The sequence below is a fragment of the Pseudomonas sp. LPB4.O genome, from assembly GCF_038383825.1.
GTDB classification, from domain to species: Bacteria; Pseudomonadota; Gammaproteobacteria; order Pseudomonadales; family Pseudomonadaceae; genus Aquipseudomonas; species Aquipseudomonas putida.
In genome coordinates this window covers 5,280,889-5,293,072 of record NZ_CP151298.1, presented here as the reverse complement: position 1 = coordinate 5,293,072, position 12,184 = coordinate 5,280,889, and the positions used below count along the sequence as shown (strand labels likewise).

The 12,184-nt window shown below is 63.6% G+C and carries 15 protein-coding genes; 6 read left to right on the top strand and 9 right to left on the bottom strand.

Going from position 1 to position 12,184, the window contains the following annotated elements:
- The first annotated feature begins 8 nt into the window (after positions 1-8).
- Positions 9-896: a 3-hydroxyisobutyrate dehydrogenase gene (gene mmsB, locus MRBLPB4O_RS23980; RefSeq protein ID WP_341796796.1), complete on the top strand. Its 888-nt coding sequence runs from the start codon at positions 9-11 to the stop codon at positions 894-896.
- A 230-nt stretch (positions 897-1,126) separates the two neighbouring features.
- On the opposite strand, the gene MRBLPB4O_RS23975 is transcribed toward mmsB, so the two are convergent.
- Positions 1,127-1,471 (bottom strand): cupin domain-containing protein, encoded by a 345-nt coding sequence (locus MRBLPB4O_RS23975; protein ID WP_003258412.1) that lies wholly within the window; start codon positions 1,469-1,471, stop codon positions 1,127-1,129.
- A 352-nt stretch (positions 1,472-1,823) separates the two neighbouring features.
- Between MRBLPB4O_RS23975 and MRBLPB4O_RS23970 the strand changes: the two genes are divergently transcribed.
- Both MRBLPB4O_RS23970 and MRBLPB4O_RS23965 read left to right on the top strand, forming a co-directional pair.
- The gene (locus tag MRBLPB4O_RS23970) at positions 1,824-2,051 is read left to right on the top strand and encodes a type II toxin-antitoxin system HicA family toxin (protein ID WP_019473103.1); all 228 of its coding nucleotides are present in this window, start codon (positions 1,824-1,826) and stop codon (positions 2,049-2,051) included.
- Positions 2,048-2,455, top strand: a complete 408-nt coding sequence (locus MRBLPB4O_RS23965; RefSeq protein WP_016497905.1) for a type II toxin-antitoxin system HicB family antitoxin — start codon at positions 2,048-2,050, stop codon at positions 2,453-2,455. Before MRBLPB4O_RS23970 ends, MRBLPB4O_RS23965 begins: the two co-directional genes overlap by 4 nt.
- Before the next feature lie 19 nt (positions 2,456-2,474).
- On the opposite strand, the gene MRBLPB4O_RS23960 is transcribed toward MRBLPB4O_RS23965, so the two are convergent.
- From MRBLPB4O_RS23960 to MRBLPB4O_RS23930, 7 genes are all read right to left on the bottom strand, one after another.
- Positions 2,475-3,407, bottom strand: a complete 933-nt coding sequence (locus MRBLPB4O_RS23960; RefSeq protein ID WP_016489124.1) for a phosphatidate cytidylyltransferase — start codon at positions 3,405-3,407, stop codon at positions 2,475-2,477.
- Position 3,408: 1 nt separating this feature from the next.
- Positions 3,409-4,032 carry a lysophospholipid acyltransferase family protein gene (locus MRBLPB4O_RS23955; RefSeq protein ID WP_341796795.1) on the bottom strand — a complete coding sequence of 208 codons (624 nt, stop codon included), beginning with the start codon at positions 4,030-4,032 and terminating at the stop codon, positions 3,409-3,411.
- Between the two features lie 10 nt (positions 4,033-4,042).
- The gene (locus MRBLPB4O_RS23950; protein WP_341796794.1) at positions 4,043-4,474 is read right to left on the bottom strand and encodes a hypothetical protein; all 432 of its coding nucleotides are present in this window, start codon (positions 4,472-4,474) and stop codon (positions 4,043-4,045) included.
- Positions 4,471-5,922: a phosphatase PAP2/dual specificity phosphatase family protein gene (locus MRBLPB4O_RS23945; protein WP_341796793.1), complete on the bottom strand. Its 1,452-nt coding sequence runs from the start codon at positions 5,920-5,922 to the stop codon at positions 4,471-4,473. The genes MRBLPB4O_RS23950 and MRBLPB4O_RS23945 overlap by 4 nt, the downstream gene beginning before the upstream one ends.
- Positions 5,923-7,677 carry a bifunctional alpha/beta hydrolase/class I SAM-dependent methyltransferase gene (locus MRBLPB4O_RS23940; protein WP_341796792.1) on the bottom strand — a complete coding sequence of 585 codons (1,755 nt, stop codon included), beginning with the start codon at positions 7,675-7,677 and terminating at the stop codon, positions 5,923-5,925.
- A 31-nt stretch (positions 7,678-7,708) separates the two neighbouring features.
- The gene (locus tag MRBLPB4O_RS23935; protein ID WP_341796791.1) at positions 7,709-8,314 is read right to left on the bottom strand and encodes a CDP-alcohol phosphatidyltransferase family protein; all 606 of its coding nucleotides are present in this window, start codon (positions 8,312-8,314) and stop codon (positions 7,709-7,711) included.
- Positions 8,315-8,397: 83 nt separating this feature from the next.
- The gene (locus MRBLPB4O_RS23930; protein ID WP_341796790.1) at positions 8,398-9,279 is read right to left on the bottom strand and encodes a LysR substrate-binding domain-containing protein; all 882 of its coding nucleotides are present in this window, start codon (positions 9,277-9,279) and stop codon (positions 8,398-8,400) included.
- A gap of 77 nt (positions 9,280-9,356) precedes the next feature.
- Between MRBLPB4O_RS23930 and MRBLPB4O_RS23925 the strand changes: the two genes are divergently transcribed.
- Complete coding sequence (locus tag MRBLPB4O_RS23925; RefSeq protein WP_341796789.1) at positions 9,357-10,121, top strand: sulfite exporter TauE/SafE family protein; 765 nt, start codon at positions 9,357-9,359, stop codon at positions 10,119-10,121.
- Here the strand turns inward: MRBLPB4O_RS23925 and MRBLPB4O_RS23920 are convergent.
- Positions 10,111-10,425, bottom strand: coding sequence for a putative quinol monooxygenase (locus tag MRBLPB4O_RS23920; protein ID WP_341796788.1), 315 nt, complete (start codon positions 10,423-10,425; stop codon positions 10,111-10,113). The genes MRBLPB4O_RS23925 and MRBLPB4O_RS23920 overlap by 11 nt on opposite strands.
- 163 nt (positions 10,426-10,588) lie before the next feature.
- Between MRBLPB4O_RS23920 and MRBLPB4O_RS23915 the strand changes: the two genes are divergently transcribed.
- Complete coding sequence (locus tag MRBLPB4O_RS23915) at positions 10,589-11,179, top strand: NAD(P)H-dependent oxidoreductase (protein WP_049274996.1); 591 nt, start codon at positions 10,589-10,591, stop codon at positions 11,177-11,179.
- Between the two features lie 30 nt (positions 11,180-11,209).
- Positions 11,210-12,106, top strand: a complete 897-nt coding sequence (locus tag MRBLPB4O_RS23910) for a LysR family transcriptional regulator (protein ID WP_016497915.1) — start codon at positions 11,210-11,212, stop codon at positions 12,104-12,106.
- Positions 12,107-12,184: the final 78 nt, after the last annotated feature.

Sequence of the window (12,184 nt, the reverse complement as noted above, 5' to 3'; positions counted from 1 at the left end):
GAGAAGTCATGCGTATCGCATTCATCGGCCTCGGCAACATGGGCGCGCCCATGGCCCGCAACCTGATCAAGGCCGGGCACCAACTGAACCTGTTCGACCTCAACAAGGCCGTGCTGGCCGAGCTGGCAGAACTGGGTGGGCAGATCAGCCCGTCGCCCAAGGACGCGGCGGCCAACAGCGACCTGGTGATCACAATGCTGCCAGCTGCGGCCCATGTGCGCAGCGTGTACCTGAACGAAGATGGCGTGCTGGCCGGTATTCGTGCCGGTACGCCTACCGTGGACTGCAGCACCATCGACCCGCAGACCGCCCGTGATGTGTCCAAGGCGGCAGCGGCCAAAGGCGTGGACCTGGGCGACGCGCCGGTGTCCGGTGGCACTGGCGGCGCGGCGGCGGGCACCCTGACCTTCATGGTCGGTGCCAGCGCCGAGCTGTTCGCCACGCTCAAGCCGGTACTGGAGCAGATGGGCCGCAACATCGTGCATTGCGGTGAAGTTGGTACCGGGCAGATCGCCAAGATCTGCAACAACCTGCTGCTGGGTATTTCGATGATCGGCGTGTCCGAGGCCATGGCCCTGGGCAACGCGCTGGGCATCGACACCAAGGTGCTGGCCGGCATTATCAACAGCTCGACCGGGCGTTGCTGGAGTTCGGACACCTACAACCCGTGGCCGGGCATTATCGAAACGGCACCGGCATCGCGTGGCTATACCGGCGGCTTTGGCGCCGACCTGATGCTCAAGGATTTGGGGCTGGCCACTGAAGCGGCACGCCAGGCTCACCAACCGGTGATCCTCGGCGCCGTGGCCCAGCAGCTGTATCAGGCCATGAGCCTGCGTGGCGAGGGAGGCAAGGACTTCTCGGCCATCGTCGAGGGTTATCGCAAGAAAGATTGACGCAAGAGGTGGGCTTCATCGCGGGCCAGGCGGCCTTCCCTCTGTAACTGCGCACCAGAGGGAAGGGCGCCTGCCCCGCGATTTTTTTTGCCCGTACTTCAGGCTAGAGATTTGCAGGAGCAGCCTTGTGCTGCGAAGAGGCCAGCCAAGACAACACAACTGCTGTGTCTGAACTGGCCTCTTCGCAGCACAAGGCTGCTCCTACACAGGGCTATGTGTAGCTTCAGGGATCAGGCGAAGACGAAATACTTGCGCACGGTCTCGACCACTTCCCAGGTGCCTTTCATACCTGGTTCGATCACGAACACATCGCCGGCCTTCAGGTGCTTCGGCTCTTCACCTTCCGGGGTGATGATGCAGTAGCCATCGAGGAAGTGGCAGAACTCCCACTTCTCGTAGTTGACCTCGAACTTGCCCGGGGTGCAGATCCAGGTGCCCATGATCTTGCTGCCGTCGGCCGACAGGTAGGCATTGAGGTTGACGGTGTGCGGATCGCCGCCGATGCGCTTCCACTTGGTGGCGTCCACGACCGGCGTCGGGCAGGTTTCGCGCAGGACGGTGATGAAATCGGACATGGGACAACTCCTGGTGACTGGCTGAATGACTGGTCACCATAGGGCCATCGGCCGAGCCGCAGTTGCCTGGGCTCGACGTCCAGCTGTCTGCTCGCGCTATGGCAGGCGGTTTACCTCGACAGTGATGTGCGCAAGCCCAACGTACAGACTGTCGGCGCTTGCGGCGGCATGAGTCGGCAACGATTCCAAGGACATCGGTGGCAGGGTGATACTTCCTTCATGTCACTCCGCATGTCCCTACAGATTCATCCAGACTGTCCGCTAGTCTCAAGACGTATGCATAGTGTGTACTGCGCTTTGTTCTGGTTAATTCGGTGTGTATGATACACATCGACTGCCGAAGGAAGTGTGCATGCGCAGTCGTGAAGTCATCCAGCTAATCGAAGCTGACGGGTGGTATGAGGTCGAGGTGAAAGGCAGTCATCACCAATTTCGGCACCCCACAAAAAAGGGGCGAGTAACTGTTCCTCATCCCAAGACCGAGCTGCCTAAAGGCACGGTACGCAGCATTCTGAAACAGGCCGGTCTGATTCAAACCGGTAGCGTTGCCAGCACGAGCGTCAACGGAGGTAATCAATGAAGATTCCGGTTGTATTACACAAAGACACCGGCTCGGATTACGGCGTGACCGTTCCCGATGTGCCCGGTTGCTTCTCCGCCGGCGCTACAGTCGCACAGGCGCTGGAGAACGTTCAGGAGGCGCTGGCGCTTCATTTCGAAGGGTTGGTAGCAGATAACGAGCCGTTGCCGCAGGCACAGGAAGTCGATGTCCATGTGGCGAACCCCGACTATGAAGGCGGGGTATGGGCCGTAGTGGATTTTGACGTTACCCCCTATCTGGGCAAAGCGGTTCGCTTCAATGCAACGCTGCCGGAAAACCTGCTTCAGCGGATAGACGAGAAAGTGAAGCGTGATCACCGTTATGCATCCCGCTCCGGTTTTCTGGCTTCGGCTGCGTTGCGAGAACTGGCGCTTTCACACTGATCGCGGACGCGTGCATTCGTTACGCCCACCAGTACCGCACAAAGTGGAAGAACACTGGCGCGGCAAAGCACACCGAGTCCATGCGATCGAGCATGCCGCCGTGGCCTTCGATCATGTGGCCCCAGTCCTTCACCCCGCGGTCGCGCTTGATCGCCGACATCACCAGCCCGCCGAAGAAGCCCATGGCGTTGACCGCCAACGCCATCAGCGCGGCCTGCCAGAAGGTGAACGGGGTGATCCAGCACAACAGGGCGCCGATCAGGGTGGCCAGTGCCACGCCGCCGGCCAACCCTTCTACGGTCTTGGACGGTGACAGGTTGGGGGCCACCTTGTGCTTGCCAAACAGCTTGCCGCACACGTATTGCAGCACGTCGCTGATCTGCACCACCAGGATCAGCCAGGCGATCAGCAGCAGGTTCCGCCCCTCGTAGCCGGGGATGTCCAGGGTCATCAAGGCGGGCACCGACGATACGCAGTACACCGCGATCATCAGCCCCCACTGCACCTTTGACGCACGTTCGAGAAAACGCGTGGTATCGCCGCCGAAGCTGGCCAAAATCGGCAGCAGCAGGAACAGGTACACCGGGATGAAGATGCTGAACAGGCCGTACCAGTCCATGGCGATCAGCACGTACTGCACCGGCAGTGCCACATAAAACGCTGCCACCAGCGCCGGGTAGTCGCTGCGCCGGGTCGGGGTGAGGGTCATGAATTCGCGCAGGGCATAGAACGACACGCCATAGAACAGCACGATCACGCCGTATTTACCGAACAGGAAGGCGATGCCGATCACCAGCACCATCACCCACCAGGCGTTGATGCGGGCGTTGAGGTTGTCGATCACCGCGTGTGGCGCGGGGCCGGCGCGCCACTTCAGCAGGCGGCCGGTCACGCTGGCGAGCAGCAGCAGGGCGCCGATGCCGGCGAACAGGGAAAGGGTGTTGTCGTCCATGTCAGGCATCCTTCGGGGCCAGGGTCAGCAGGGCCTGGCTGGCCCGCTCGAGAAAGGCCTGCTTGCTTTCGTCAGCGTGCAGGTGCAGCGGTTCGCCAAAGCTCAGTGTGCACAGCAACGGCAGGGGCAGGGCGCGGCCTTTGGGCATCACCCGGTTGAGATTGGCGATCCATACCGGCACCAGCTCGACGTCGGGGTTGGCCGCAGCCAGGTGGTACAACCCGCTTCTGAACGGCATCAGTGGCTCGTCGCCCAGGTTACGCGTGCCTTCCGGGAAGAAGATCAGCGAGTCGCCTTGAGCCACGGCTTCAAGGATCGGCTGTAGCGGGCTGCCCTGGCCTTCGCTGCGTTGGCGGTCGATCAATACGCCGTTGAACACCTTGCGAATGAGAAAATCGCGGATGCCCGGCTTGGCCCAGTAGTCCGCGCCGGCCACCGGACGGGTGCGTTTGCGCAAGGACTGCGGCAGTGAAGCCCACAGCAGCACGAAGTCACCGTGGCTGCTGTGGTTGGCGAAGTACAGGCGCTGCACTGGCAGCGGCGTGCAACCCAGCCACAGGGCGCGGGCACCCGTGATCAGACGGGCGGCGGAGGTGATGAGGTAGGCAGTCAGGTTGGCGAGCATGGATCGGTGGTCATCCCTTCAAAGGCAGTGTCAGCAGGGTAGCCAAGGCCAGCGACAACTGCAGGCCCAGGCACAGTGCCTGGCGGCGCAACAGGTTCAGTGCGGCCTGGCTGCGGTCAGGCCAGGCGCGGGCGTCCGTGGCCTGCGGTTTCAGTTTCAGCTCGAACAGGGCGCGGTCCAGGGCCTGGGTGTCCGCTGCCAGGTGGTTGCTGCTGGCGAGGTGGGTGAACAGTTCGGCATCTATGGCCACGCGGATGGCCCAGTACTTGTGCACCACGCCAAGCACCAGCAGCACGCCGCACAGCAGGCTGGCCAGCGGTTGAAGTGGGGCACCCAACAAAGGTGCAAGGCCGTAGGCCAGGGCCAGCAGGGTGAGGCCGTCGGACAAGCGTTCCAGCTGTTTGCCGCGACCCAGCAGGCTGGCCACCACACGCAGGTTCATGGCTGTGCTCCAAGCTGTTGCAAGGCCAGGCGGTGTGCCGGGTGCAGAACGATGCCGGTGCGGGCTTTGCGGATCAGTGCTTCGGCCTGCTGGGCGTTGCTGCAGCGGCCGGAGAGCAGCAGCCAGGCGGCCACGGCGCTGGCGCTGCGCGAATAGCCCAGAGCACAGCAGACCAGTACAGGGCCTTGGGCGTGCAGGCGTTCGATGGCCTCGGCGGCCTGCTGTAGCAGGACAACGTCCGGCGCTATCAGATCCAGGGTAGGGAAACACTGATACTCAAAGGCTGGCGCGGCCGTTGTAGGAGCGGCCTTGTGCCGCGAAAGGGGCGCGAAGCGGCCCCGGTTTTTCAGCTTCGCGGCAGACATTGCCGGGGCTGTTGCGCAGCCCTTTCGCGACACAAGGCCGCTCCCACAAATGTCCGCAGCAGGGCGGCTGACAGCGCACGGCAGCTCGGCGCACAAATCCACAATCGCAGCGAATGGCGTGCTGTGCCCTGGGATCCTCCCTAGATACACGCCATCGCACACTTCATCGGCCTGTGGGTGGTGCCGGGTCCATAGCCGCGAATTGACCCACGCTCCGACCAAATACGGTGCCAGCAGCCAGCTGGCCGCATTCGACAAGCGCCCATCGGCGCCTTTCTGAAACCCGCCTGCACCCAACCCACCATAGTTCAGCGCAACCAGTGCCAGCGACACGGCCGGCCAGGCCAACCACAACCAGGCGCCGCCCGACACAATGGCAGGCACAGCGCACACAACTGCGCCCACGGCATAATAAAACGCCACCCGCCAGCGCTTGGCATCCTGTGCTGGGCGCGCCTGTTGCCAGGGCAGGCGCCCCTGATGCGGCCACAGCCACACGCAGGCAAACCCCGCCAATGCACCCGTGGGTACATCGATGAAATGATGCTGCCAGGTGGTCAGTACCGACACTCCGATCAACGCCATCCAGCCATGCATCAGCCATCGCCAGGGCTGGCGCTGCACATGCCGGGCAAACATCGTCCAGATGATCACCAGCAGCGCAATGTGCAGCGATGGCGCCTGGTTGAACGGTTTGTCGAAGCCCATCAGTACATCGAACAGCCAGCCGAACAGCCCACCCAGCTCTGGCCGTTCGAAGGTGAACCGCAGCGGCCACAGCAGGAAGCAGGTGACACTGATCACCTGTGCGCTGAGCAGTGCCAGCGCGTGCCGGTCCATTTCCTGGCGTGTGCGCGGCAGCAGAAAGGACAGCCCGTAGAGCAAGTCGATCGACCAGTACGGGATGATCGTCCAGGGCCACAGCGGCATGCTGCGCTCCCAGCCGAACACCAGGCTGCCGACATCACTACGCCCGGCGGTATGGTTGTTCGCCAGCCCATAGCTGAGGAAAAACAACGGCCCCAGCAGCAGAAGCCAGAACACGCCCCGGCGGATCAGCCCAGGCTCGCGTGATGGGTTCATTCAGCGCACCCGCTGTGCCAGGCTGACGCTGAAAATCCCCCATTCATCGATGCGCTGGGCCAGCTTGCGGAAACCGGCCGCCTCTACCAACTGGTCCATTTCGGCCTGGCTGCGGCGTCGCATCACCCAGGCCTCGCCACCCCGGTGGCTGGTAAGGGCGCGGGCGATCATCTCCAGTTGCGGGTGCCACGGCTGGCCGGTGTAGACCAGATAACCGCCATCTTCCACGGCATCGGCCAGGCCGGCCAGCGAGTTGCCCACCAGCTGGTTGCTGGGGAACAGTTCGTAGAGCCCCGAGACCACCGCAAGGGTCGGCGGCTGCTCCAGCGTGGCCAGGCTCTGGCGGTCGAAGGCATCGCCCTGGACGAAGCGGGCGATGTCGGCCAGGCCCTTCTCAGTGATCAGCGCGCTGCCTTGCTGCACGTTAAGCTCGCTGTAGTCGCGCAGCAGGATCGAGTCCGGCAACTGCTCAAGGTCTTGCAGTGCTTCGAGGATGTAGCGGCCATGGCCGGCGGCGATATCGACAATGTGCACGGGCCGCTGTTGTTCGCGCAGCCGGGCGATGGCCAGGCGCAGCAGTTCCTCGACGTGCAGCTTGCGCTGGCGAATGCCACGCCAGCCGATGGCGTCGAGGTAGTTCTGGTCGACCAGGCGGCCCAGCTTGCCCTTGCCGGTCGGTTGGTTGCGGTACACGTAGTCGAGCGTGCTGCCCGAATCGAAGCCGGTGTCGAAGCCCAGTTTCACCCCCGCAGACAACCCCTTGCCCAGGCTAAGCCCGGCGCGGGTGGCGCGCCAGTAAAGGTCACGCGGCGAGTGGCGCGGCAACGGTGCGGCCAGGCTTTCGGCTTCGGCGCAACTGGCGCCCGTCTTGTCGGCATCAAGCAGTGACGGCAGGGCGGCGGGGCTGGCGAAGCAGTGCTCTACGAACCGTTCGATGCGCTTCAGGGCGTGGGCCCGGTCACGCTCACCGAGGGTGTCGTGGAAGAAGCCCGGCAAAATGTGCATTTCCTTGCGCGTGCTGCCCAGCCGTTCGAAAAAGCGCTCCTGCGGCTGGCGCTCGACCACGAAGTCGGCCCCGGATACCAGCAACTGGGTGGGTACCTGAATGGCCTGGGCATCCGCCACTACCCGGTCAGCGGCTTCGTACAGGCCCAGCAGCATGGTCACCGAAATCGGCCGGCTGATCAGCGGGTCGGCCACGTACGACATCACTCGCTCGGGGTCGTGAGTGAGCAGGCGTGGCTTGACGTAGCTGTTGACGAAGAAGTTGCCGCGCAAGGCCTTGAGCAGCTTCAGGCCAGGGCGGGCGAATGGCACGTACAGCTTGACCTTGAACGCGGGCGAGGCCAGCACCAGGCAGCGTACCTTGGGCGCGTAGTCGTGGGCCCAGGTGGCAATCAGCACCGCGCCGACGCTTTGCGCCAGCACCACCATGTCGTGCTCGGCGATGCCGTGATGGGCCTGGATGTGTTCGATGAAGGTTTGCACGTCGCGCACGCTGGTGGCGAACCCCGGGCTGTCGCCGCGTGCGCCTGGCGACTGGCCATGGCCGCGGGCATCCCAGGCGAAGAAGTCATAGCCCGGCATGTCCAGTTCATCGGCGAGGTGGGCCATGCGCCCGCCGTGTTCATGGCCGCGGTGGAACATCACCACGGCCCGGCGTGGCTGGTGCTCGTTGCGGGTGGCAGGCCAATGACGGTAGTGCAACTCGACACCGTCATGGGTGGAGAAGTGCAGCGCTTGCGCTTGGCGCATTATCAACGTCCTTTTTGCGGCGGCTTTGGGCTCAGCGGGTTTCGGCCAGCCCCTGGCGAACCCGGTTGTAGAGGGTATAGAGCGAGAGCGCGAGGATGACCAGCAGCAGGCCATTGGTCCAGCTGCCATTCAGCAGGCCAAAGGTGACCCCTGTGCCCAGCACGCCGAAGGCAAAGGCCCGGTCGCTTTTGCCCATGGGGCCGTCGTAACGGCGCGAGGCGCCAGCCAGCGGGCCCATGACGCCGGCGTATTCGCTGAAGGTGGCACACAGCACCACCAGCACCACCAGCACCGGAGAAACCCCGGCCAGCAGGGCGAAGGGCAGGTACAGGGCGGCGTCGGCGATCACGTCGCAGAGTTCGTTGAGGTAGGCGCCGAGGGTAGATTGCTGGCCGAACTCCCTGGCCAACATGCCGTCGACGGCGTTCAGTGCCATGCGCAACAGCATCCACACCGGTATCAGGATGAACAGCCAGGTGACGTGGGGCACGGCGGCCAGCAGCAGGCCCAGCAGGACCGACACCACGGCGGCGGCGACGGTAACCTGGTTGGCGGTGACACCGCGGTCGTAAAGGCGCTGGACTGCTGGGCGCAGCAGGGCCTGGAAGCGCGGTTTGAGCTGGTAGATCGATGCCACTGGAAAATCCTTTTTCGTAGTGCGATGAGGGGATTGTGTGCGACCGGCCGAAAAAATGCACCCACTGTGCAGGAACTGACGCTTCAACGGGTGAGGGTGGTCACCAATGCTGCGGCATAGCCCGGCAACGCCGCAAAGTCCCGCGCGCACACCAGCAACTTGCGGTTGGCCCACGCCTCCTCCAGCGCCACCCAGTGCAACGGCAGCACGCCTTGCCAGCGCTTCACGGCTGCCAGCGGTACCACCCCGACCCCGGCCCCGCCTGCAACCATGCGGATCACCCCATCGAAACCCTCGGCCCGCACCCGCACACGCATACGGCGCCCCTCACGCAGGGCCTGTTCTTCCAGGTACAACGCCAACGCGCTACTGGCACCCAGCCCGACATGGCCATGCATCAGGCTGTCGATGAAACTGGGCGCGACCGCGCTGGCCAGCGGGTGGCCCAAGGGCGTCACCAATACCAGCGGGTCGTCGCGAAACGGCCGGGTTTGCAGGTGTTCGTTGGGTGCTGCGGTCGAAACGATGCCAAGGTCCGCCATGCCCTGGGCAATCGCCTGCACGATGCGCAGGCTCGGCAGCTCCTGCACATCTACGCTGACCCCGGGATGTGCAGCCAGGTAGCTGGCCAGCAGTTCTGGCAGGTACTCCGTGAGTGCTGCTGTGTTGCACAGCAGGCGTACCTGGCCTTGCTGCCCTTGTGCGTACTGGCCCAGATCAAACTGCAGGCGCTCGACCTGCTGCGCTATCAGGCGCGCATGCTGCAGCAGTGCCTGACCCGCCGGTGTCGGCTGCACGCCACGGCGGTTGCGCTGCAGCAATGGGATACCCAGCGATGCCTCCATCGCGCGGATGCGTGCGCTGGCTGCCGGCAGCGACAGGTGGCTGCGCCTGGCGCCGGCAGTGATGTTGCCGCACTCCAGGGTGTGCTGGAACAGCTTGAGGTCGATCAGGTCGAAATGCATGTGGCTCTGTCTTTACAAGAGTCTGGCTGAGTATATGGCAGATTTTCCCGCTGGCCGGAAACCGCCATCATCAGCCCATGACTACTTTGCTAGCTTTCTACCAGGACATTGGCCCAGCCCTTTCGCTGCTGGTAGTGCTTACCTTCCTGCTGGCCGGCGCGGTCAAGGGGGTGATCGGCCTGGGCCTGCCGACCATCGCCATGGGCCTGCTGGGGCTGGCTATGCCGCCGGCGCAGGCAGCTGCGCTGCTGATCGTGCCGTCGACCCTCACCAACCTTTGGCAACTGGCCAGCGGCGGGCACCTGCGGGCGTTGCTGGTGCGGCTGGGGCCGATGCTGGCGCTGATCTTCATTGGCACCTTGCTGGGCAGTGCCTGGCTGGGGATCGACAGTGGCCCATGGGCCGTGCACGCGCTGGGTGCGGCCTTGCTGGTGTATGCGTTGTACGGGCTGGTCGGCCCGGGCTTGCAGCTGGCGCTGACGCACGAGCGTTGGCTGGGGCCGGTCTGTGGGCTGTTGACGGGGGTGGTCACGGCGGCAACCGGGGTTTTCGTGATACCTGCTGTGCCCTACTTGCAAAGCCTGGGCCTGAGCCGTGAACAGATGATCCAGGCCCTGGGCCTGTCGTTCACGGTGTCGACCTTGGCGCTGGCCGTTGGCCTGGCCGGGCAGGATGCCCTTGGTGGCCAGGCGTTGGGGGCTTCGCTGCTGATGTTGGCGCCCGCCTTGCTCGGCATGCTGGCCGGGCAGTGGTTGCGTCAGCGCATCAGCCCGCTGCTGTTCAAGCGTTGCTTCTTCATCGGCCTGGCCGCCCTGGGCGGCCACTTGCTGATCAACGGCTAGCGCTTGATGCGCTGAGCATGTCGACCCGCTGGATATCGAAATCGCGCTCCAGGTAGTCCATGCGCTTTTCGAAGAACGCGGTCATGTGCGGCAAGGCCGAGTGCACATCCAGCGCGGCCTGGTCGGCCCACACTTCAAAGAACACGAACAGGCTCGGGTCCTGCTGGTCGCGCAGCATGTGGTACTCGATGCAGCCCGGCTCCTGGCGGCTGGGCTCGACGAAGGGGCGGAACAGGGTTTCGAACGCATCAGCCATTTCCGGGCGGGTCTTGGCTTTGAGGATAAAGGCGAACTGCTCACTCATGGGGCGCTACTCGGTGATGGGTGGTGAGTCGATTCTACGGCAATAATACTTCGCTCATTCGTGACTTCCGGTCAATTGTATTTTGCCCAGTCACCCCTGTATCCCGCTCCCGCGAGCATCTAACCTGCCGGCATCAAATTTTGACTCGGCCCGGGAGGCCCGCATGAAAAAGATCCTTCTGCTCAATGGTGGTAAACAGTTCGCTCACTCCGAGGGCCGCCTCAACGCGACCTTGCACGAAGCAGCCATCGCTCACCTGGACCGCGCCGGCTTCGATGTGCAGCAAACCTTTATCGACGGCGGCTACGACGTGCAAGCCGAGGTAGAGAAGTTTCTCTGGGCCGATGTGATCGTCTACCAGATGCCGGGCTGGTGGATGGGCGCACCCTGGACCGTGAAAAAGTACATCGACGAAGTCTTTACCGCTGGCCATGGCAGCCTTTATGCCAACGATGGCCGTACCCGTTCGGATCATTCGCAGAAGTACGGCAGCGGTGGCCTGTTGCACGGCAAGCAGTACATGCTGTCGCTGACCTGGAATGCGCCGCAGCAGGCGTTCGATGACCCGAGTGATTTCTTCGAAGGCAAGGGTGTGGATGCCGTGTACTTCCCGTTCCACAAGGCCAACCAGTTCCTTGGCATGACCGGCCTGCCGACTTACCTGGCGGTAGATGTGATGAAGCGCCCGGATGTGCCGGCGGCATTGGCGGCCTACGAAGCACATCTGGACAAGGTGTTCGGCAAGGCGATCTAATCCAGGCAGGTACCCATCACAGGCGCGAATGTGAAAACCCGATCCGAAGAACTCCAGGTATTCGTCGCCGTCATCGACTGCGGCTCGATTTCTGCCGCTGCCGAGCAGATGGGGCAGACCCCGTCCGCCGTCAGCCGCACCTTGTCGCGCCTGGAGGGCAAGCTGGGTACCACTCTTGTCAACCGTACCACCCGGCGCATGGACCTCACCGAAGAGGGTCGCTACTTCCTTGAGCGCTCACGGCTGATCCTGGAGCAGATGGACGAGATGGAAGAGCGCCTGTCGATGAACCACCAGACGCCCACCGGGCGCCTTCGCATCAACGCCGCTGCGCCGTTCATGCTGCATGCCATCCTGCCGTGGATCGGTGAATTCCGTCGCGAGTACCCGGGCATCGAGCTGGAACTGAACACTGATGACCTGATCATCGACCTGCTGGAGCAAAGCACCGATGTGGCGATCCGCATCGGAGAACTGGCCGATTCCAGCCTGCACGCGCGCAACCTGGGTTGCAGCCCGGTGCAGGTACTGGCCAGCCCGGCCTACCTGGCGCAGCACGGCACGCCGCAGCGGGTCGAGGACCTGGCCAACCACTGCCTGCTCGGCTTCAGCCAGCCCGAATCGCTCAACCATTGGCCGCTGCGCCACGCCCAGGGTGACCGCTTCAGCATCCGCCCGGCACTGATCGCCTCCAGTGGCGAGACCCTGCGCCAGCTGGCACTGGCCGGCGAGGGCATCGTCAGCCTGTCGCACTTCATGACCCATGAGGACATCCGCGCCGGGCGCCTGCAAGTGGTCCTGGCCGCGGCCAACAATGGCTACCGCCAGCCGATCCACGCGGTGTACTACCGCAATACCCAGCTGGCGCTGCGTATCCAGTGCTTCCTCGATTTCATCCAGCGCAAGCTGGCGATGTACGCCTGCTGAGTTGCCTGAACGCGACAGATCCTGTCCACAGGCGGCGAAATTTCCTATGGTTGATTGCACAGTCGAAACGCTTCGGCC

What these genes read in the sequence shown, in the direction of transcription:
- MRBLPB4O_RS23950 (WP_341796794.1), bottom strand. Translation starts at nt 4,474, where the DNA reads ATGAACCTGCGTGTGGTGGCCAGCCTGCTGGGTCGCGGCAAACAGCTG.
- MRBLPB4O_RS23915 (WP_049274996.1), top strand. Translation starts at nt 10,589, where the DNA reads ATGAAAAAGATCCTTCTGCTCAATGGTGGTAAACAGTTCGCTCACTCC.
- MRBLPB4O_RS23970 (WP_019473103.1), top strand. Translation starts at nt 1,824, where the DNA reads ATGCGCAGTCGTGAAGTCATCCAGCTAATCGAAGCTGACGGGTGGTAT.
- MRBLPB4O_RS23975 (WP_003258412.1), bottom strand. Translation starts at nt 1,471, where the DNA reads ATGTCCGATTTCATCACCGTCCTGCGCGAAACCTGCCCGACGCCGGTC.
- MRBLPB4O_RS23965 (WP_016497905.1), top strand. Translation starts at nt 2,048, where the DNA reads ATGAAGATTCCGGTTGTATTACACAAAGACACCGGCTCGGATTACGGC.
- MRBLPB4O_RS23955 (WP_341796795.1), bottom strand. Translation starts at nt 4,032, where the DNA reads ATGCTCGCCAACCTGACTGCCTACCTCATCACCTCCGCCGCCCGTCTG.
- mmsB (WP_341796796.1), top strand. Translation starts at nt 9, where the DNA reads ATGCGTATCGCATTCATCGGCCTCGGCAACATGGGCGCGCCCATGGCC.
- MRBLPB4O_RS23945 (WP_341796793.1), bottom strand. Translation starts at nt 5,922, where the DNA reads ATGAACCCATCACGCGAGCCTGGGCTGATCCGCCGGGGCGTGTTCTGG.
- MRBLPB4O_RS23920 (WP_341796788.1), bottom strand. Translation starts at nt 10,425, where the DNA reads ATGAGTGAGCAGTTCGCCTTTATCCTCAAAGCCAAGACCCGCCCGGAA.
- MRBLPB4O_RS23960 (WP_016489124.1), bottom strand. Translation starts at nt 3,407, where the DNA reads ATGGACGACAACACCCTTTCCCTGTTCGCCGGCATCGGCGCCCTGCTG.
- MRBLPB4O_RS23940 (WP_341796792.1), bottom strand. Translation starts at nt 7,677, where the DNA reads ATGCGCCAAGCGCAAGCGCTGCACTTCTCCACCCATGACGGTGTCGAG.
- MRBLPB4O_RS23930 (WP_341796790.1), bottom strand. Translation starts at nt 9,279, where the DNA reads ATGCATTTCGACCTGATCGACCTCAAGCTGTTCCAGCACACCCTGGAG.
- MRBLPB4O_RS23925 (WP_341796789.1), top strand. Translation starts at nt 9,357, where the DNA reads ATGACTACTTTGCTAGCTTTCTACCAGGACATTGGCCCAGCCCTTTCG.